This is a genomic window from Mycobacterium sp. NPDC049093, from assembly GCF_040704635.1.
Lineage (GTDB): Bacteria > Actinomycetota > Actinomycetes > Mycobacteriales > Mycobacteriaceae > Mycobacterium.
This window is the reverse complement of record NZ_JBEZJS010000011.1, coordinates 26939-44145: the sequence shown is the minus strand read 5'-3', so window position 1 is coordinate 44145 and position 17207 is coordinate 26939. Positions and strand designations below refer to the sequence as shown.

The 17207-nt window shown below is 64.2% G+C and carries 29 protein-coding genes; 14 read left to right on the top strand and 15 right to left on the bottom strand.

Going from position 1 to position 17207, the window contains the following annotated elements; all coding sequences use genetic code 11:
- Positions 1-456 carry a hypothetical protein gene (locus tag AB0876_RS31855; RefSeq protein WP_526043939.1) on the bottom strand — a complete coding sequence of 152 codons (456 nt, stop codon included), beginning with the start codon at positions 454-456 and terminating at the stop codon, positions 1-3.
- A gap of 267 nt (positions 457-723) precedes the next feature.
- Between AB0876_RS31855 and AB0876_RS31850 the strand changes: the two genes are divergently transcribed.
- The 7 genes from AB0876_RS31850 to AB0876_RS31820 all read left to right on the top strand — a co-directional run bounded on the left by AB0876_RS31850 (position 724) and on the right by AB0876_RS31820 (position 3384).
- Complete coding sequence (locus AB0876_RS31850; protein ID WP_526043938.1) at positions 724-1029, top strand: hypothetical protein; 306 nt, start codon at positions 724-726, stop codon at positions 1027-1029.
- Positions 1030-1048: 19 nt separating this feature from the next.
- Entirely contained in the window at positions 1049-1603 is a 555-nt protein-coding gene (locus AB0876_RS31845) for a hypothetical protein (RefSeq protein ID WP_526043937.1), read from the top strand.
- A complete protein-coding gene (locus tag AB0876_RS31840; RefSeq protein WP_526043936.1) occupies positions 1600-1935 on the top strand; it encodes a hypothetical protein in 336 nt (111 codons plus the stop codon). The genes AB0876_RS31845 and AB0876_RS31840 overlap by 4 nt, the downstream gene beginning before the upstream one ends.
- On the top strand, positions 1935-2162 hold the full coding sequence (locus AB0876_RS31835; protein ID WP_526043935.1) for a hypothetical protein: 228 nt from the start codon (positions 1935-1937) through the stop codon (positions 2160-2162). The genes AB0876_RS31840 and AB0876_RS31835 overlap by 1 nt, the downstream gene beginning before the upstream one ends.
- Positions 2163-2228: 66 nt before the next feature.
- A complete protein-coding gene (locus AB0876_RS31830; protein ID WP_526043934.1) occupies positions 2229-2699 on the top strand; it encodes a hypothetical protein in 471 nt (156 codons plus the stop codon).
- A 62-nt stretch (positions 2700-2761) separates the two neighbouring features.
- Positions 2762-2977, top strand: coding sequence for a hypothetical protein (locus AB0876_RS31825; protein WP_526043933.1), 216 nt, complete (start codon positions 2762-2764; stop codon positions 2975-2977).
- Positions 2974-3384 carry a hypothetical protein gene (locus AB0876_RS31820; RefSeq protein ID WP_526043932.1) on the top strand — a complete coding sequence of 137 codons (411 nt, stop codon included), beginning with the start codon at positions 2974-2976 and terminating at the stop codon, positions 3382-3384. The genes AB0876_RS31825 and AB0876_RS31820 overlap by 4 nt, the downstream gene beginning before the upstream one ends.
- Before the next feature lie 137 nt (positions 3385-3521).
- On the opposite strand, the gene AB0876_RS31815 is transcribed toward AB0876_RS31820, so the two are convergent.
- Positions 3522-3734, bottom strand: coding sequence for a hypothetical protein (locus AB0876_RS31815; protein WP_526043931.1), 213 nt, complete (start codon positions 3732-3734; stop codon positions 3522-3524).
- Between the two features lie 274 nt (positions 3735-4008).
- Here AB0876_RS31815 and AB0876_RS31810 point away from each other — a divergent pair, with 274 nt between their 5' ends.
- Entirely contained in the window at positions 4009-4230 is a 222-nt protein-coding gene (locus AB0876_RS31810; protein WP_526043930.1) for a hypothetical protein, read from the top strand.
- 31 nt (positions 4231-4261) lie between these two features.
- Here AB0876_RS31810 and AB0876_RS31805 read toward each other — a convergent pair whose 3' ends face one another.
- The 3 genes from AB0876_RS31805 to AB0876_RS31795 all read right to left on the bottom strand — a co-directional run bounded on the left by AB0876_RS31805 (position 4262) and on the right by AB0876_RS31795 (position 5161).
- Positions 4262-4393: a hypothetical protein gene (locus AB0876_RS31805; RefSeq protein WP_526043929.1), complete on the bottom strand. Its 132-nt coding sequence runs from the start codon at positions 4391-4393 to the stop codon at positions 4262-4264.
- Between the two features lie 115 nt (positions 4394-4508).
- The gene (locus tag AB0876_RS31800; protein ID WP_526043928.1) at positions 4509-4841 is read right to left on the bottom strand and encodes a hypothetical protein; all 333 of its coding nucleotides are present in this window, start codon (positions 4839-4841) and stop codon (positions 4509-4511) included.
- Positions 4838-5161 (bottom strand): hypothetical protein, encoded by a 324-nt coding sequence (locus AB0876_RS31795; RefSeq protein ID WP_526043927.1) that lies wholly within the window; start codon positions 5159-5161, stop codon positions 4838-4840. The genes AB0876_RS31800 and AB0876_RS31795 overlap by 4 nt, the downstream gene beginning before the upstream one ends.
- A 113-nt stretch (positions 5162-5274) precedes the next feature.
- On the opposite strand from AB0876_RS31795, the gene AB0876_RS31790 reads away from it, so the two are divergent.
- Positions 5275-5427 (top strand): hypothetical protein, encoded by a 153-nt coding sequence (locus AB0876_RS31790; protein ID WP_526043926.1) that lies wholly within the window; start codon positions 5275-5277, stop codon positions 5425-5427.
- Between the two features lie 59 nt (positions 5428-5486).
- Here AB0876_RS31790 and AB0876_RS31785 read toward each other — a convergent pair whose 3' ends face one another.
- Positions 5487-5756, bottom strand: a complete 270-nt coding sequence (locus AB0876_RS31785) for a hypothetical protein (protein ID WP_526043925.1) — start codon at positions 5754-5756, stop codon at positions 5487-5489.
- Between the two features lie 133 nt (positions 5757-5889).
- On the opposite strand from AB0876_RS31785, the gene AB0876_RS31780 reads away from it, so the two are divergent.
- Complete coding sequence (locus AB0876_RS31780) at positions 5890-6384, top strand: hypothetical protein (protein ID WP_526043924.1); 495 nt, start codon at positions 5890-5892, stop codon at positions 6382-6384.
- Between the two features lie 43 nt (positions 6385-6427).
- Complete coding sequence (locus tag AB0876_RS31775; protein WP_526043923.1) at positions 6428-6706, top strand: hypothetical protein; 279 nt, start codon at positions 6428-6430, stop codon at positions 6704-6706.
- Between the two features lie 66 nt (positions 6707-6772).
- On the opposite strand, the gene AB0876_RS31770 is transcribed toward AB0876_RS31775, so the two are convergent.
- Genes AB0876_RS31770 through AB0876_RS31750 form a run of 5 tightly spaced genes read right to left on the bottom strand, consistent with a single transcriptional unit; the run spans position 6773 to position 9711 of the window.
- The gene (locus AB0876_RS31770; protein ID WP_526043922.1) at positions 6773-7228 is read right to left on the bottom strand and encodes a hypothetical protein; all 456 of its coding nucleotides are present in this window, start codon (positions 7226-7228) and stop codon (positions 6773-6775) included.
- Between the two features lie 34 nt (positions 7229-7262).
- Complete coding sequence (locus AB0876_RS31765) at positions 7263-8102, bottom strand: hypothetical protein (RefSeq protein WP_526043921.1); 840 nt, start codon at positions 8100-8102, stop codon at positions 7263-7265.
- Complete coding sequence (locus AB0876_RS31760) at positions 8102-8797, bottom strand: GmrSD restriction endonuclease domain-containing protein (RefSeq protein ID WP_526043920.1); 696 nt, start codon at positions 8795-8797, stop codon at positions 8102-8104. Before AB0876_RS31760 ends, AB0876_RS31765 begins: the two co-directional genes overlap by 1 nt.
- A 45-nt stretch (positions 8798-8842) precedes the next feature.
- A complete protein-coding gene (locus tag AB0876_RS31755) occupies positions 8843-9397 on the bottom strand; it encodes a hypothetical protein (protein ID WP_526043919.1) in 555 nt (184 codons plus the stop codon).
- On the bottom strand, positions 9394-9711 hold the full coding sequence (locus tag AB0876_RS31750) for a hypothetical protein (RefSeq protein ID WP_526043918.1): 318 nt from the start codon (positions 9709-9711) through the stop codon (positions 9394-9396). Before AB0876_RS31750 ends, AB0876_RS31755 begins: the two co-directional genes overlap by 4 nt.
- 184 nt (positions 9712-9895) lie before the next feature.
- Between AB0876_RS31750 and AB0876_RS31745 the strand changes: the two genes are divergently transcribed.
- On the top strand, positions 9896-10573 hold the full coding sequence (locus tag AB0876_RS31745; RefSeq protein WP_526043917.1) for a class I SAM-dependent methyltransferase: 678 nt from the start codon (positions 9896-9898) through the stop codon (positions 10571-10573).
- Between the two features lie 101 nt (positions 10574-10674).
- Here AB0876_RS31745 and AB0876_RS31740 read toward each other — a convergent pair whose 3' ends face one another.
- The 3 genes from AB0876_RS31740 to AB0876_RS31730 all read right to left on the bottom strand — a co-directional run bounded on the left by AB0876_RS31740 (position 10675) and on the right by AB0876_RS31730 (position 14060).
- Complete coding sequence (locus tag AB0876_RS31740) at positions 10675-11109, bottom strand: hypothetical protein (RefSeq protein ID WP_526043916.1); 435 nt, start codon at positions 11107-11109, stop codon at positions 10675-10677.
- Between the two features lie 33 nt (positions 11110-11142).
- Entirely contained in the window at positions 11143-11451 is a 309-nt protein-coding gene (locus AB0876_RS31735; RefSeq protein ID WP_526043915.1) for a hypothetical protein, read from the bottom strand.
- Positions 11452-11906: 455 nt separating this feature from the next.
- A complete protein-coding gene (locus AB0876_RS31730) occupies positions 11907-14060 on the bottom strand; it encodes an Rv1355c family protein (protein WP_526043914.1) in 2154 nt (717 codons plus the stop codon).
- A gap of 79 nt (positions 14061-14139) precedes the next feature.
- Between AB0876_RS31730 and AB0876_RS31725 the strand changes: the two genes are divergently transcribed.
- Positions 14140-15507 (top strand): cytochrome P450, encoded by a 1368-nt coding sequence (locus tag AB0876_RS31725; protein WP_526043913.1) that lies wholly within the window; start codon positions 14140-14142, stop codon positions 15505-15507.
- Here AB0876_RS31725 and AB0876_RS31720 read toward each other — a convergent pair.
- Positions 15504-16154 (bottom strand): TetR/AcrR family transcriptional regulator, encoded by a 651-nt coding sequence (locus AB0876_RS31720; protein ID WP_526043912.1) that lies wholly within the window; start codon positions 16152-16154, stop codon positions 15504-15506. The two genes, AB0876_RS31725 and AB0876_RS31720, sit on opposite strands and share 4 nt — an antisense overlap.
- Before the next feature lie 178 nt (positions 16155-16332).
- Here AB0876_RS31720 and AB0876_RS31715 point away from each other — a divergent pair, with 178 nt between their 5' ends.
- Positions 16333-17097: a dienelactone hydrolase family protein gene (locus tag AB0876_RS31715; protein WP_526043911.1), complete on the top strand. Its 765-nt coding sequence runs from the start codon at positions 16333-16335 to the stop codon at positions 17095-17097.
- Positions 17098-17207: the final 110 nt, after the last annotated feature.

The window sequence follows — 17207 nt, the reverse complement described above, 5'->3', positions numbered from 1 at the left end:
TCAGTAGTACTCCGTGTAGGTGATCTGGAAGCAGCGCTTCGCATCCCACGACTCGCCCTGGGGCACGGTGTCTGCAACCGAAGCCAGCGCAGCCGGGGGAGGACCAGGCGATCCCAGCGGGTAGTCCGCAGGTTCGGGATGATCGCGTTCCCACTTGATTCGGTCGATGGCCGCGAGTGCTCTCTGCCTTGCCGCGGCGCGTTCCTCAGCGGAGTCGTAGCAGTGCACGCCCTTGCTCAGCAGATCCTCAACGCTCACATCACGATTCGTCGGGTCGGGCTCGGGCGGCTCCCAGGACGCGACGAACCAGCTCACGAGCACAGTGGCCACCGCAACTACGCCGAGTCCCCAATAGAACTGCGACACCTCGCGTTTGACCTCTGTGAGCTTCTCTTCGATCTCGCTGAGCCGGCCCTCCGAAATCGGCTCCATCTTCTCGACTTCTGTATCTGACATCAATGCCCCCGTCCAAGCCCTAATCAACGACCTTTTCCGGACTGTACCGCTGAGGGCCGACACTTCGTTTCGACCTGAAACCCAGGCCTGCCGCACGCCAAAGGCGCTGTGTGAGGGATCGATCGTCGTGTCCGACTTGGGACCTACAGTCACGACAAGAGCCAGAATCCGAAGGGAGCCACAACATGGAACTCTCCACGATCGTGATCGCCGACTTCCGGCAGCAGCACCGCACCGGCACCGTCGGTCTCAACGCCTAGCCGTGCCATGGCCGATTCGATTCTGTTGAGCCCCACCAGCATCTACTCGCTGGTCCGCTGGCATGACGAGCAGCAGATCCCTGAATCGGTCCGCGTCCTCAATGTCGCTGCCGGCAGTGGCGAGGCCATCCGCGCGTACCTGCGCTGGACCGGTGCTGACCCGCACGACGGCCAGACCCTCGATGAGGTGTTCACTCGCCTCGCCAATACCGCGCTGGCTGCGCTCATCGCCATCGGCTCCCTTGGCGGTGACCCCAACACCGAAATTACCAAGCACATCACCGACATCACTCAGAACCTGAACCTGCCCTGACCGGAAAGGATTACCACCCATGGCGACCCACACCCGCCACCATCGCAACACCGTCACTGAGGCCGCCGTCGTCGACGCCCTGTCCCGTCATGTCGCCGAAATCGCCTTCGGCATCGTCGAAGTCGTTCGCGTAGTCGTCGAAGAACCCCGATGCAAGGTCTCTGTCACCACCACGCAGCCCGGTGTTCCGGCCGCCGCCGTGTGCATCGGCAAGGCCGGCGCCGTCGCCCGCGCCGTCGCCCGCGACATCGGACTGGAAATGGTCGGAATCGTCACCTACTCGCCCGACATCACCACCTACCTGTCAAACGCCATTTCCGCGCACAACGTCTCCCCAATCAGCGTGGAAGTCACCGACATCCTTAGCCGCAAGGCACGCATGGTTTTCGACAACGAGCCCAGCGCGGCCGGCCCGTCACAACTTGCTCGGGCCATCGGGGCGCAGGGATCCAACGTCCGACTTGCCTCAGGACTCACGGGCTGGCATCTCCAACTGTGCTCACCCGACTGTGTCCCCGGCAGCTACTGCAACCACCAGCCGCGGAACAGCTCGACATTGCCGATCGCCTCATGACAACACCATCCGAAAGTGTCGAGGTGTGGCAGGACGCCGACTCCGGTTGGCTGCGGTGCGCGCATGGCACCATCTCGTTGTCGAATGTCTGGCCGGACGACCCCGGCATGATCCACGACATGGGGCAGCTGATCCTTGTTACCGTCCCCTTCGAGCGCGACACCAAGCAGCTCGCCGAGTTCGACATCGACTTCACTGTCACCGATGGTGTAGCTCGCACCGTCGCCAAGAACGGCACGTGGGCACACCGCTTACAGCCCGCCCATTGGCGTGACGGCCAGGTGCCGCGCGGATGGTCCCCGAGAATCATGCTTGGAACGGCGGGCTGCTGATGGCCGGCACTGACGGCTCCGACGGCACCTCGCAGGAAGCGAAAGACCCTACGTGGTGGGACATCACATGGCGGCTACTGCTGATCGTCATCGGCATCCCCGCCGTGTGGATCTTGCGCTCCACCGGCATCGTGAACCTGAGCACCTGGCACGCCGTCGGCCTTTCCGTCATCCTGCTGCTCATCGCAGTCGGACAGGAGTTCCTCGCCCTGGTCCTCAGCACGTAGGCGCGGTCAACAAACCAGTTCGCCGCGATCGGCGAAATGTCCACCTGCCGAGAGGAATTCCTTGTAATGCCTAGCCGAACAGCGATCATTCTTGCGGCCATAGCCGCGATCGTCACCTCGTGTTCCACTGACGACCTGACCCCGGCCAATACCCCTCTTCCCGAGCCAGTGACGACCGCGGCCAAGCGCCCGACCAGCTCTGGGCCGCCGCCGATGTCGCAGGCGCATGCCTGCGGCGCCTTCGCCGCCATCTCCCAACTGGCTCACGAAGCGATCGCACCAGCACCGGACCCCGGTAATCCGGCACCTCACCCTGACGGCACCCACGTCATCACCTACGCGAGTGCACTACAAACTCTGGACCGGCAAGAGCTTTCGGCACCCATGAACGCGGCGATCACTGCCTATGCGTACGCCCTGACCAACCTCGGATCGCTCATCAACCACGGTGCCAGCCGCGAAGACATCGACTCGATGGCCACCGTGGCCGACACCACCGGTCGCACCGTACAAGCCCTCTGCGACCAAGCACCCTGACCGGCAACGCCTCCACTGTTCGCGGTCGCGAAATGTCATACCTGTATTGGAGACTCACACATATGCGGCACAAAGCCCCCACCGACTACCCCGCGCGCGCACGCTTCTACCGGGCCGCTGCTGCCCACGCCCGAGCGCAGGGGGAGGAGACCAGAGCGCGCGAATGCGACGAGTTCGCCCGCCGCTGCGACGAGTTCGCCCGCCGCTGCGACGAGCGTGCCCGCCAGTACCCACCCCAGAGCTCCACCACGTCTGCGGCGATCGCGGCACACCGATGATCTGGGTGCCCGTGGCCGGCTCCGACGGCTTCCGCTACCGCGATGCACTCCGTCCGCTTGCCGCGCAGGAACTGACCGACACCCATCACGACGCGATGGACCGGGTGATCACTTATATCGACGATCCTTCAGCAGACCTCGTTGAGTGGCAGGACCACGCGCCGGCGCTCACCGTTCTGGTGCAGTGGACCGTCTACGCCCTGATGGCACACGGACTGATTACCGACGAGGACGCGCAGATTCAGTTCAAGCAGCTCGCCGGCATTCAACGTGTCATCCACCACGGCCGCTCCAGTGGATGGTCACCGCCGCCATGGTGGGGCAGCGACGTACACCGCGAACACCAAGCAGCCTTGATGGCCAACCATTCCCAGCGGTACACCGAGGAGAGTTTCAGCCGCGACTAGTTGCACCCGACGGAGTCTTGCACATGTGCATGCTGAAACGAGGATTCGGCACTGTCGTGGATCTGGAGGCCATGCGCGTTGTTCTGGCCGGCTGTCGGTGACTCACCTATCTGCTGCGAGGCATCAGCGGGTGAGAGTCATGATGTGGGCTTCCAGATGACAGCGGCGGGGTATGCCTCCGGCGGGAAGTAGGTCGACGGCACGGACTCGGAACTGCCGGGGGCGAACCATTCCTCGTCGAGCTGCCAAACGAGCCGGTTGTTGATGCCGAGGCCCAGGCCGCGGAACTGCACCACCGACAGATTGGGCAGAGCGTCGAGTTCGGCTGTGTCGGCGGCGTATTCGGTCACCGGTGTCGCTCCCAGGGGCAGGGCTGCTGCTGAAACAAGCCGACTGAGGGTTCGTGGAGTGCTGGCGAGCGGGGGCAGTGGGCGGGGTGCGTGGACCGGCCTCCGGATTCCACGATCGGGTCCAGGACACCCTCGTAGTAGGAGGCGATGCTGCCGGGCGGGTAGGTATATCCGCAGTCAGGGCAGGTGAGCAGATTGTTTGGCACGGTTTCTCCTACGTCTTGGGTGTGACGGTCACGGTGAGTTTGTGGTCGCGCGGTAGCACAGTCACAGGATGGGAGGGGTGCAGGCCGAGGGGAAGCCAGCCGACAGTGCCGCCGCAACGAACAGTCAGGATCAGGTGGGCTTTACCCCTGAGGGCGGATTCTTGAATCGAGTCCAGCGGGCCTGCTACTACTGCTGTCCCGGTGCTGACGGCGACGGTGCGGCCGATATGGGTGTCGTTGAGGGCACCGACGTGGGTTTCGTAGTGGTCGAGTTCTGGCACTGCCCGTAGTCGTGGCGCGCTTGGAATCCGCATCCGAGGGTCACCGATCCTCGATCGTCGCGTGCTGTTCGATGGCAGCAACCACGTCCAGCACCAGGTAGGTCGACCAGAGTCCGACCAGGGCGATTATCCCAGTCCGGGCCGACCAGAGTAGGAACCGAACGGCAAGCATGTGGCCAATCATCCCCCGTACGTGCGACACCGTGGGGAAATGCCATCGGCGCTGGTCAGCCGTCTCTCAAAGCGCATCGGTGACCGCAGACCGCGACCGATCCTCGAGGAGGCCTTCATGGTGCCGCATGGGTATGGTCGCTGACCGGATGCACTGGTGGATCGAATTCCGCTGTGCCGCAATGTTTGCAGCTACGCATCAGACCAGGCAGGCCCAGGTGAGCCAGAGAACGCCAGGGCTTCCAATGGTGGCCGATCAACGTGCACGCGATGTGGTGTTGGCATGACGGGCACAGCACGCGGTTGCCGGTGACTGCCCAGCCCTGTGTTTCGAGGTCGCGTTCCAGGGTTGCGGCATCGCAGTAGTGGATGGCGGCGATGTCTTCCCCACCGAAGCTGGCGTCGCATTCGTCGCAGCGAGCCTCGAAACACCGCGTGCTGGTGATCATCGAGCTGCCTCGGTGCGCATGAGCCAACGGTCCAGGACTGGTGACATGACTTCGCATCGTGAGCAGCGGGGGCGGTCAGTACCCGGGGCGAAGGTGGAGAACATGGTGGCCGACTCTGTTCGCGGCGTCTCGGCCGCGGGGTCACAGGCACACAGCGGAATCCACTGCGAGTAGTCGTAATTGACGAACTCGTTGCGGTCTACGAGGTCAGGGATGACCGCTGCGACGCGGTGGGCGATGCCGCGGCCCCGGTCGTCCATGGTCCACCAGTCTCCGACGGTTACCTGCATGGCCGAGATGATGCCGCCCAGGTTGGACACGGCCTAGCGATCACCGTTTCGGTGCTGGTCACCGCACCGCGCCTGGGAATCGGCCACCATGTCCGGCCGCGGGTTGATACTGCAAAAACCGGGCGACGGTGAGAGAGGCACGCATGGATCCGATATCAGCTGAACCGACCTATGCGGCGATCTATGCCGCTGCGCGCGATCTTGGCTATTCCGAGTTGGAAGCGATGGTCTATGCGACGCAGCCGGATTTGTTCGTGGCAGACCATCCAGGTGAGGTTGCCCCCAGGCACGCTTGAGGGGATGCAGGACAGTGCCGGGAGGCAACCTTCTATCGACGCTACGCCGGATGGTGCGGTTAGTTGTAAAAGTCACCTTGGTTGTCGTGCACGACGCTCCCGCGGCCACCCCACGCTGCCATCTGGACGTCTTGGTCGTTGGTGATCGGTTTCACCGACCCGTCGCGGTCGAGGTAAAGCGCTGTGACTTCGGGGATGGTCGGACCGGTGGTGGTGATGTGAAGGGCGACGATGGGTTTCGCCCCGCCGCTGTTGTAGATGATGGACAGTCCCGGCGGTGCCGGGATGACCGTCGAGGTGCGCACTGCTGGCGTGGATTGATTAGTCATGCAGTTGAACGTAACCGCCGGTTTGGCCAAAATCGGCTTCCGCGTCATACCCAAATTTTCTGGCGAGACCGAGGTCGCGGACGGCCGGTGAGAGTCGTAGGTCGTGTCGCACATTGCAGGCATCATGATCCCCATGGCGAATACCGGGCGGGCCCACGGCGTGGCGATCGCGGACACCGCCAAGGAGTGGGACGCCATGTCCGACGCGGGGGAACAGCTCGGGTTTGAGTTGTGGCCGCGTGAGCATGATCTGCCACCGCGCTGGGACGGGCTGCCGGTGCAGTGGGGCGAATGGGATGACACCGGGCGGATGTTCATTTGCCCTCCGCCGAAGAAGCCGTCACGGTGCGATAAGTGCGGCAGTACGCGGTCACGTCTGTTCTGTACGGGACGGATCTGGACGGACCCGTCGACAGCGCCGCGGGCGATCGGGCGAGCACGATTGCAGCGTGGCCGCCAACTCGTTGGGCTCATCTCAGCGTTCCGGTGCCCGGAGTGCCGGCATGACACGGTGCGCGACCTGAACGGGCAAGAATGGGATTTGGACGAAACCGACTACGGCGACGAGGGCTCGTTCGACATTTCGGTGCCCAGCGGTGGTGCACCTCAGGACCACCGGACGGAATAACTGGTGCGAGCGGTGGGGTGGCATAGCGGTAGGTTGCATTTTCGTGGCCACTACTGACGATCCTCACGTTCTGCTGCCCGTTGATGCCGTTCGGATCGATCCCTGGGAATCCAGCGATGGAACCATGTTTCGGTACTTCGCGGCGGTGCCGCGCGGCGAGCACGCGGCGGTGCAGCTCGCGGGATTTCAGCGGGCCGACGGCACGGTGTATGACCTGACGATCAACGTCGATGCCGATGAACCTTTGACCGTGGCTGCTACTGAGGAGCTTGTCGCCAACCTCACCGCTGCCCTAGCTGATGTGCGTCGTCTCGCTCCGTAGGGTGAGCGATGCGTGCTGACAACCAGACGCCTCGGTGCGCTGCCTCCCATACGCTCCGGTGCAGAGTCACTGCCCTGCCCAGGGCTGTTGGGCGCCGCGTAGCGCCGCCGCCTGCTCTGCGATGGACTGGCGCCGCTGTATGCGTAGATCGCAGGTGAAGCGGCGGGTCAGGATCCGCTTTTCGCGATTGCTGAGCATGCTGTGGGTGAGCCGCTGGAGTTGGTGGTTGTTGAGCGCGGCAGGGTTGCCTGTGCCGTCACGCCCCGTGATGACGATGTTGCCACGCAGGATGGGGACATCACGTGCGGTGAATCGTGTTGTGACCAGCAACAATTCGGTTGCCATGGCGTTATGCAGCATGAATGCTCGGTTGGTGCTGCGAGTGAACCAGAAGACGATCCGGTCTTCGGCGGTGCATGTCTCCAGACTGGTATCGCGGACAAGTTCGACGATGCCGTGCGGGGGCTCGATGTCGACCAGGTAGAGGTCACCAGTGTGGCTGGCGTGTGCTGCTCGAAGCATCTGCGTGTTCCCCCTCTTGGATAGGTCGCTGTGGTCAGCTGGTGAGCGCTTTGCGGTGGATGGTCTCGATGCTCTTGGCGACGCTGGCGGTCAGGCGTTCGGGGACAACCGCGCCGGCCTCGTCGAGCAGGTCCAGGGCCTTGGTGAGAGCGTTACGTGCGTGGGCCTCGGTGAGGGCGGGATCGTTGGCCTGTCGCATCAGCTTTTGAGCCTGGTCGATCTTGCGGCGCTCTTCGCGAGAGAGTTTGTGGCCGTTGTGGCTGATGCCGCGACGCGCCTTGTTGCGGGCGTTGTCGTCTGCGACGTCGAACGCTCGGCGCGCGGCGTTGGCCGCGTCGACGAACGCGGTGATCAGGTCAGGGTCGGTGGGAACGGTGTCGGTGCGCAGGGTTTGTGCGTTGCCAAGGGCCGTGTAGAAGGCCGCGGTGGCTGCTTCGTTGACGTCGGCCAGGAGGCGGCGCGTGAAGTAAACCGATTCGGGGTCGGTCTCGAATTCCATGAGAGCTTCCTGGGTTTCGGCCATCGCGTCGAGGCCCCGCTGCCACATTTCGATCTGGTCGTTGCGGCGGGCCTGCTGCTCACGCTTATCAGCGCTGCGCTTGGTCAGATGCCGCCACGCGAAGAACATCAGAACGGCGACGGTGAGGACCGCGACGGCGATGATCGCCACCAGGACGACAGCCGACCAGTCAGTGGCCGGGTCGGCCGTCGCGGCCGGGGCAGCCGGCGGCGGGGTTTTGATCGGTGTCGAGCTGCTGGGGTCGTCGGTGAAGGATTTGCCGATGGTGCTGGCCGATTGCATGAACATGGGCAGCATGCCCGTGAGCAGCATCAGCAAGAGGCCACACATCAGGAGGGATTTGTAGTCGCGCATCAGTTCGCGCCCTTCGTTGATGGATCGGCCGAGCAGGCCATGACTGCGGCGGCGTGGTCTTTCACGGTGATCGGCAAGTGGTATTTGACGGTGACGGTCAAGTAGCGGACCACATATGGGCATTTCCCGGCTTCGGGAAGCCATTCGGACAACGTGGAGTCACCCTTGCTGCTGTTGGCCGAGCTGGATACGGCGATGAGTTCAGTCATGTCGTTGGCGAAGATGCGACGCTGTTGTGGATCCCAGTGGGAGGCACCGGCATTCCACGCGGCCTTGAGGGGCACCAGATGATCGATGGCCACATGTTTGAGGTCGACGACCTGGCCGGTGTACGGATCGGGATCCAAACGTCCCGCGACGACCTTGCACTCCTTCGTTCCCGGCTTGAATTCGATATCTTGTAATACGTTGCGTAACAATCGGTTACGGGTGTCGCAGCCTGAACGGTCGAGGGGGTCGTTCCACGCGGGGCCGAACACGCAGCCCTTGCCTTTACCGCAGCTACGTTGGTAACCGTCGACTTCGGGAATGTCGTCGACGACCGTGACCTGGGCCAGCAGATCGGCGACGTTGCCTGCAGCGGCCGGGGCCGGCGGTTCTGCGTTACCGATGTGGTCATCGGGGCCGCCCAGTGTGATCGCGGCGGCGATCGCCGCGGCAGCGGTCACCATCAGGCTCAGGTGGCTGCGTTTCATACGCGGGGTTCCCTCCAGGTTCGGTGTGATGACGTCGCCGGTCGCTCAGATGCTGCTGCGAGTCAAGACGTCAGCGAGGCCTCCGAGATCGAAGAGAATGCTCTCGATCGGCACACGCAGCTCCGGGCGGTCGAGCTGGACATAGAAGGTGTAGGCGCGGGCAGCAATCGCGTTGATCTGGATCAGGAATTGCCGTCGGCGGTCGGTGGCGGTGCTGTTGAGGTAGACGGCGAACGCACGGGTGAGTTCGCGGTCGAATCCTCGTGCTGTATCGAGCTCGTTGCCGACAAGTTCGGCCGCGTCAATGCCGCCTTCGATGTGGCCGGCGAAACGTGCGCGCCAAACGTCGGGGTTGGCGGGTTGATGCTCCGTAGGGATGGCGGACATGCGGAATCTAGCCAATGCTGCACGGAGGTCGATGGCGAGCACCGGGTGTGTGGCCTGGCATGCGTCGGCGTAGGCGGCCAGCGCGAAACGGGCGTGGGGGTCTTTGCCGTAGTTCAAGATGAACAGCGGCCCGGGGACCGGGGTTCCGTCGGCCTTGGTGACGGTGTATTTGCTGTACAAGCCGCGGCTTTCTTCGGTACCAGTGGTGGTCATGGGCAGATCCCTCTCGGGGTGGTGGCGGGCGTGTGGGAGTGGTCGTTGGTCTTCAGCAGGGTGCGGGTGTAGTACGCGCCGACGAGCCCTGCGGCGGTTGCCCAGGTGGTGATGGCCACGACGGGCACCAGGGACTCGAAGCCGGTCGGTGCGTGGCAGCCGCGGGTGACGCAGATCGCGGCCCACGTCAGCACATGGGTGGCCGCGGCGACGGGAAGTGCGGCGCACAGGCCGAGGATCATTGCGGACGCGGCGTGGGTGATGATCAGCCACACCGGGTGGTGTGGCTGTGCCGGCACTGAAATGTCCTGCATTGCCCGACCGTAACGCCGCATTGCGACACGACGATCGATGCCTTTGTCTGGGCCGGTTCTTCGCGGACGGTTCACCGCTAGTCGTCGCGGATCCGGTCGCCGACCATGATCTCGCCGAGATCGGAATCAGAGCCGACACCAACAACCACAGCGGCGCCGGTGCCCGGCCCGCTACGCTCTGTCCATGTCAGATGTCATGGACTGGGACGCCGCCTACCAGGGTCACATCTTCTCCGGACCGCCCCCGTGGAATATCGGCGCGCCCCAACCGGTAATCGCCAGCCTCATCACCGCTGGGCAGATCCAAGCGCCGGTCCTCGATGCCGGTTGCGGCATCGGCGATCTGACACTGGCTCTGGCCGAAGCAGGCTATGCCGCTATTGGTGTTGACATTTCCACCGCGGCCATCGACCACGCCACGGAGCGGGCCGCCGAAGGCGACCTCGACGTCCGGTTCATTCAAGGCGATGCCCGCAACCTCGCTGCGCTCGGCTTGGATGGACCGCAGTTCAACACCATCATCGACTGCACTTTGTTCCACTCGCTGCCGCTCGACGCGCGTGACGATTACCTGCGCGGCATCTACGCGGCCACCAACCCGGGCGGCCGCCTCTACCTCTTGGTGTTCACCACCGATGCGCTACCAGCCGATTCGCCGTGCCCTGTGCCAAATCTGGTGACAGACAACGAGATACGCGATGCCGTCGCCAAGTACTGGGACATCGACGTCGTCGAACCGTCCCACGTCGCGGTGCGGCTTCCCGATATTCCCGGTCTTCCCGAACACAACTTCCGCACCGACGAGGACGGCCTCACCTATCTACCCGCGTTGCTCGTCACTGCGCACAAAGCTGCGGCCTAAAGCCGCCAGATCGGCACTCCGCGCCTGCACGAGCAAAGTGCCTCATCGCTGCAGCGCAGCGGGGCGATCGGCTTCCGAGTGAGGTACTCACGCAGCATCAATCAGCTCAGCGGCATGGCCCTTGGGCGGGCGAGATACCACGGGAAAATAGGACGTTCGAGCATGAGCACGTCGAACGACCCGTCGCTGGCGGACTCGGCAATGGCTGTCTGCACGGCGGTCAGCTCGATTTCGATGGCCGACCGATCGGTGGAAATTGACTGCCCCCAGGGGGTGTAGTGCTCGCCGTCGCTGTAGCCCACGGTGTACTCGTACAGGGCTGTGTGTGGCTCGCCGCTTGCGGGATCCCACGGCAGAATCCTCTGCTCGATGAGGACCGCGTGTTGGTCATCTAGCTCGGCGAGATCGGCCTCCGCGGCACTGCGATGCAGCCTGACCATGCTTGCCGGCAACGGGTGGAGTTCGGCGGCGGCGCGGTTGCCGACCGCGTACACCAGCAGTGGAACCGGAACCGAAGTCGGTGTTCCTGGATGCATTGCTTCCTTTCCCGTTGTCATATCGCTGCGCGGTCAGAGGCGCTGGCGGTATCGGCCGTGGGCGACTGCGGGCGTCGAGCCGACGGCCTCGCCGATCTGTTTCCACGTTGCGCCGGCGTTGATGGCGGCTGCTACCGCGTCGACGTCGGGTGTGCGGATGCGTTGGCGGCGCCGTTCGACGAGGGCGTTGGAGATGAGGGAGAGCACATTTAGCGACCAGTCGAGTCGGTATGCCGACAGTGCGCCCCACTGGGGGTCGGCGGGATCTGCCGCGAGCATCACTGCGGTGATGTCTTCGGCGTCGCCTGGCAGTGTCATGCCGGCCGCGGCGAGACGATTCATGATGCGGTTGCTGGCGATTCGCCGCGCTGCATGGAGCGCGGCGTTGCGGACCTGATCTTCATCACTGCAAGACGTTCCGTCTTCCATGGCTGTAGAGACTATGTGTCATCAGCGGTGATGACATCTGCTAATACAGTATGGCACGCATCGTTCTACAGGATGCGGTGGAGGTTCCCGGGTGCATCCAACTGGCAGGCCAGCCTAGGAACGGCTTCAATGGCCGGATCAGGTCTGATGACATGCCCGCACCTGTCCATCCAGCCCCGCAGCTTGTTGCTCGCGGGCGAGACCCTGCGCAGGTCGTCTCTCACCCAAATGGATTAGAGGGGTCATGGAGACGCCTTTGCCACGTACTCGCGTTTACGCAGGGCCTCGCCACCCCATTATTCGGCGACCTTGTCGTGATGCGGTGCAATCGCGCGAATACCTGGTTGCGCTGCTCAGCGGTGCGTTTGTCACCAAGGCCCCTTCGAGAGCGGGTGGTGTGTCGTCGTTGCACTACGTACCCGGCTGATGTTGCGTCGGCTTGGTAGCGACGCTGGTGGCGCGACGGCCAGTCGCAGGATCAATGCGATGGAGTCGCCGGGTCGCAGGTCCGTCAGAGCGTTGAATTCGCTTTGCAATTCGGCCAATTCGGTTGCGAAGGGTGCTGAAAGCTCCTCGAGTTCGGTGGCGGTCTGTGCGTAAAGGAAGACAGGGGACACCGGCTGGACTCCGAAGCCTTGCTGCTGGGCCGCAATCCACACAGCTTCGACTGCCGATCCGCCCGTGGCGTAGGCGCGCAGGTCGTTGCCAGTTACGGTGACGACGACCAGAGCTGAGCTGGCCAGGACGCGGTCTCGCATGTCGTCGCCGAGTGCGGATCCGGCGTCCCATTCGGCGAGCTGCTCCATGACGTCGGGGCGGCGCAGGACGTCGAGGACCGCCATCTCGCCGGGATCGAATTCGAGGCTGCGCACGTCGATTCCCGTGTCGGGGTCCGGGTCGCCTGGCCAGCGCAGTTCGGAAATCATCTCTTGATGTAGGCGCGGGGTGAGAAACCGTACGCGGTCGGCCGCGGCGAGGATGGTGGCCGCTTGGGCGATGTCATCTCGTTGGGTGAGCAGGTGCAGGCGTGCGCCGTGCTGTTCGGCCGCGTCGGTGAGCGCTGTGATGGTGGCGTCGTCGAGCGGCTTGGGGGTTCCGTGGTGGCGGTTGGATTCGCGGGCCAGCATGGACTGGTAGAGCTGTGCGAGTGCGGGGTCGTTGCCGTCGTCGGTGATGCGCATGGTGGCCTGCAGCGGCGCGCTGCCGGCGGCGGTAACGGTGACGGGGCCGAGCACGTGGTGTTCGGCGGCTGCGATCTTGATGTTGAGCAGTGCTGCGCCCAGGGCGACGGCGCTGCCGCGGAACTTGAGGTCCATGGTCGAGGTGTGGTTGGGGTCGATACCGACCGTGATGGAGTCTTCGGTGAGAGCGATCTGCCAGGGCTGAGTGTTACCTCCGGAGGGGGCGCGCATGGCGGCTGTGGCGAGATGTTCGAGTGGGCCGCCGTCGAGGGCCTGCGGGGTGTTCGGCTCGTCGGTGGTCGGTTCGTAGCGATGTGCCATGTCGGGTTCGTGGATCTGGCCCAGGGCCCAGTTGACGTCTATGCGGCTGCGGCCGGATCGGAGTTGTTCGCCGAGCCCGATTCTGCGGACAGCTTCGGCGATCGCGGCAGCGCCGATGATGACGTCTGAGGCCAGCTGCGGCCAGGTGGAAAGGGATCGGTCGATCTCGATGAGGGAGGCTGCGGTGCGAGGGGACAGGCGTTCGGCTTCCAGATGGCGCAGCACGTGGGGGATCTTCTCGCGGCTGGTCATGCCGGGCAGAAGTCCGATGTCGAGGTCGCCGAGCAGTCCGTGCAGGATGGGGCGCTCAGGTTCTTGATCGAAGCGTTCGACGTCGACGATGCCGCGGTCGCTGGTGGCCATGAGCACGGGGATCTGCAGGTCGCGGGCAGCTATGCGCAGCAGGGCCTTGATGTCGAGGGAATCGCATTCCTCGACCGCGATGTCGAGGCCGTTGACGAAGTCGTCGAGGGTTTCGGCGTTGAGGCCGGTGTCGACCACCTCGACAGGCAGGTAGGGGTCGAGTTCAGCGATTCGGCGGGCAGCGACGACGGCCTTGTTGATCCCGAGGTCGAAGACGGTGGCCGGCACCCGGTTGAGATTGGACAGTTCGAGATGGTCGAAGTCGGCCAGGCGCAGTTTGCCGCACAGTCCTTGGGCGGCCAGCGTGTGGGCGATGACATGGCCCACACTCAGCCCGGCCACACCTACTGTCAGGGTGCTGAGGGTGGTTTGCTCTGCGGCGGTGATGTTGTTGCGGTTGCGGTCCAGTCGCAGTGCCTGGAATCCGCGGGGGCCGAGCACGGCGACGACGGCGCGCCGCCACGGGTAGTAGGCCCATCGCTGCCCTTCGCGCAGCAGCTCCTCAGCGGGTGCCGGGCGAAGTGCGCGCAGGCTTTCCAGCTGGGCGTCGTGATCGTCGAGGAAGTCGATGTCGGGGTCAGCGCGGAGCTCGTCGAGCAGGGCGTTGTCGGCAGGGTTGGTCGGGTCGAGAACTCGTGCGGTGTAAGCGGTCTGCATGCTGTTCCTTCGCTGATTCGGCACCGGGGCGCCGAGGGCCTCAGTCCGTAGACTATGTCCGACGCTGGGAGGTGTGCGCGTGACTGAGACTGCGCATAAGCAAACTGTCGCGGATCTTCCGCTGGCTCCGATTAACCCGTTGCCGTACAAGCAAAAACGTGACGCTTTGCGGAACTTTCACACCGGCACCGACATCCTGCGGGATGCCGGCGGACCGGTCACCCGGTTCAGCCTTGGCCCGCGGTGGCTGATGCCGCCGATCGTTTTAGCCACCTCACCTCAAGGTATCCGCGACATCGTGGGTGCACGTGACGGCTCGATCGACAAGACGAGCGCAGTGGGGCGAGAGCTTCGGCGTTTGCTTGGCGGAAATTTATTTGTGTTGCCGCACCAGGAATGGCTACCGCGTCGGCGCACACTGCAGCCGGTGTTCACGAAGAAGCGGGTGGAATCTTTCGGCGCCCATATGGCCGAGGCCACAGAGATGGTGGTGTCGGGCTGGGCCGACGGCGCGCAGATCAGCCTGGACGCCGAAGCGCGTCAGCTGACGATGCGTGCGTTGGGTCGCTCGGTGCTGGGTCTGGATCTGGACGAGCAGGCCGATGTGGTGGCCGAGCCGCTGCGGGTCGCGACCAGTTACGCGGTACGGCGGGCCCTGAAACCTCTGCGTACGCCAGCGTGGTTGCCAACGCCGGCGCGGCGGCGATCCCAGGAGGCTGCAGCGACGATTCGGGGGCTGGCCGCTGAGATCGTGCGGGCGTGCCGTGCGGATCCGGACCTGGACGCCCCGCTGGTGCAGGCGCTGATCGCGGCGCGTGACCCCGAGACCGGGCAGCCGTTGACTGATGACGAGATCCGCGACGAGCTCGTGATCTTCCTGTTCGCCGGCCATGACACCACGGCTACGACGCTGACCTATGCGTTGTGGCAGTTGGGACGCAATCCGCAAGTGCAGGAGCGGGTGGCCGCCGAGGTCGCCCAGATCGGTGAGCGGTTACTGACGCCGGGCGACGTCGAGCAGCTCGGGTACACCGTGCAGGTGCTTCGGGAGGCCTTGAGGCTGTGCCCGCCCGGGCCGACCGGGACGCGGATGGCGATCGAGGATGTGGAGATCGCCGGGTATCGGGTTGAGGCGGGGACCATGCTGGTGTTCGGCCGGATGTCGGTCCAGCGTGACCCGACCCTGTGGGAGGATCCGCTGCGGTTCGATCCTGAACGCTTTACCCCGGAGCACATGAAGGCGCGGGACCGGTGGCAGTACGTGCCTTTCGGTGGTGGGCCCCGGTCCTGCATCGGCGATCACTTCGCCATGCTGGAGGCGACGCTGGCACTGGCCTCGATTGTCCGGCGCGTGAAGCTGTCCTCGTTGGAGGACGATTTCCCGCTGGCGGTCCCGTTCACAATGGTGCCCGCGGGGCCGATACCAGCCCGCGTCGCACACCGCTAACTGTTGAGCTCGGCGGGGTCAGACGTGAACTGGCCGTGACGGATCAGCGCGGTGACACTGGCGTCCCACCGCTGCAGCTCGACGGTTGTCGTGAACGCGCCGTCGACGTGACGGGCGATGTGGGAACGCAGCATGATCGCGCCCAGGCGCAGGATCAACGGATTCAGCGCGGCCCACTCCGGATCGATGTCATCCCTGGTGAGCCCCGCTGCGGCGAAGGTATCGCGTTGCCTGATGCTGATCTTGAGCAGCCCGTCGAAGATCACGGCGCCAATGTTGTTCCCCTCGCCGAGTGCGCGGCCCACGTAGTCGACAATGTCGGGGTGATCATGGATGAGCTTGGAGAAGCGGCCGCCTAGGGATCTGAAGTCGTCGGTCGGCTCTGTTGGCACTGGTAGTGGGTTGGATTCGAGGGCTTCACTGAAGACGCGCAGCACGTGGTCGTCGATGGCCGCGATAAGCCCGGCTTTGTTGCCGAAGTGGTGTTGCGGCAGGCCGTGTGCCACTCCGGCGGCTTGAGTGATGGCGCGCATGGTGGTTGCGCTGATGCCTTGTGTGGCAAAGCAATGGATCGCGGCATCGCGAATTCGGTCTGCCGTAGACAACTCGACCGGGGCCGGTTGCTGGAGGAAAACCGAGCCTTCCATAGCGGGCGATAATACAACACGCGAGTAGACTTCTCCTAGTGGAGTAGTATGTTCTACAGTCGGAGAACATCGCGGCTTTGGTGTCCGAGGATTGGGCAGATCGAGCGAAACCGCGGGATACGACTCGGCCCGCTCGCCCCGAGGGCTGAGTTACACACCGAGCAGACGGGACGACGCAATGCCGAACATCACCTACATGACCCCGGCGGGCGCTCTGCCTGGGTATCTGGCAATACCCACAGGTGATGGACCCTGGCCTGGCGTGGTGGTCATCCAGGATGTACAGGGGATGACGGCGGATCTGCGGCGCATCAGCGATCGCCTCGCCAGCGAGGGCTATCTCACCCTGACGCCTCACCTCTATGGACGAGGTTTCAAACCCAGGTGCATGATCGCCACCATTCGGGCCCACTTCGCAGAAACTGGCGACGCCTACGACGACATCACGGCCGCGCGCGAGTACCTGGTCGGCGACCCACGGTGCACCGGCCGAATCGGGCTGCTCGGATTCTGCATGGGCGCCGGCTTCGTGCTTCAGCTGTCACCACGAGGACTTTTCGACGTGGCGGCGGCCCAGTACGGCCTAGCACCCAAGAGCATTGACGCACTTGCACGTTCGTGCCCGGTCGTGGCCAGCTACGGCGCCAAAGACCGCATCGTCAAACAGGGCTCGGCGAGCGCATTAGACTCCGCCCTCGCCAAAGGCTCCGTCGATCGCGACATCAAGGAATACCCGCACGCCGGACACAGCTTCATGAACAAGTCGGGCATCCCGGCGCCATTCACCATCATCGAGACGCTGGCCGGCTTTTCCTATTCGCAGCCCGAAGCCGAGGATGCCTGGCAGCGGACGTTCACCTTCTTCCATAAACACCTCGTCCAAACATCAGATGGTCCAGCCACTTCCGAGCGGGAGGGCGCCAACGATGCACCCGCCGACTGAGCGATCTGGGCCAGCCGCGCTTATCCTCGCGCGCACCGCGCCGGGCGCGACCGACGAAGCACTCCATCTAGCCCGCGAACACTCCTCGTGTGCTGAAAAAGAGGGCCACC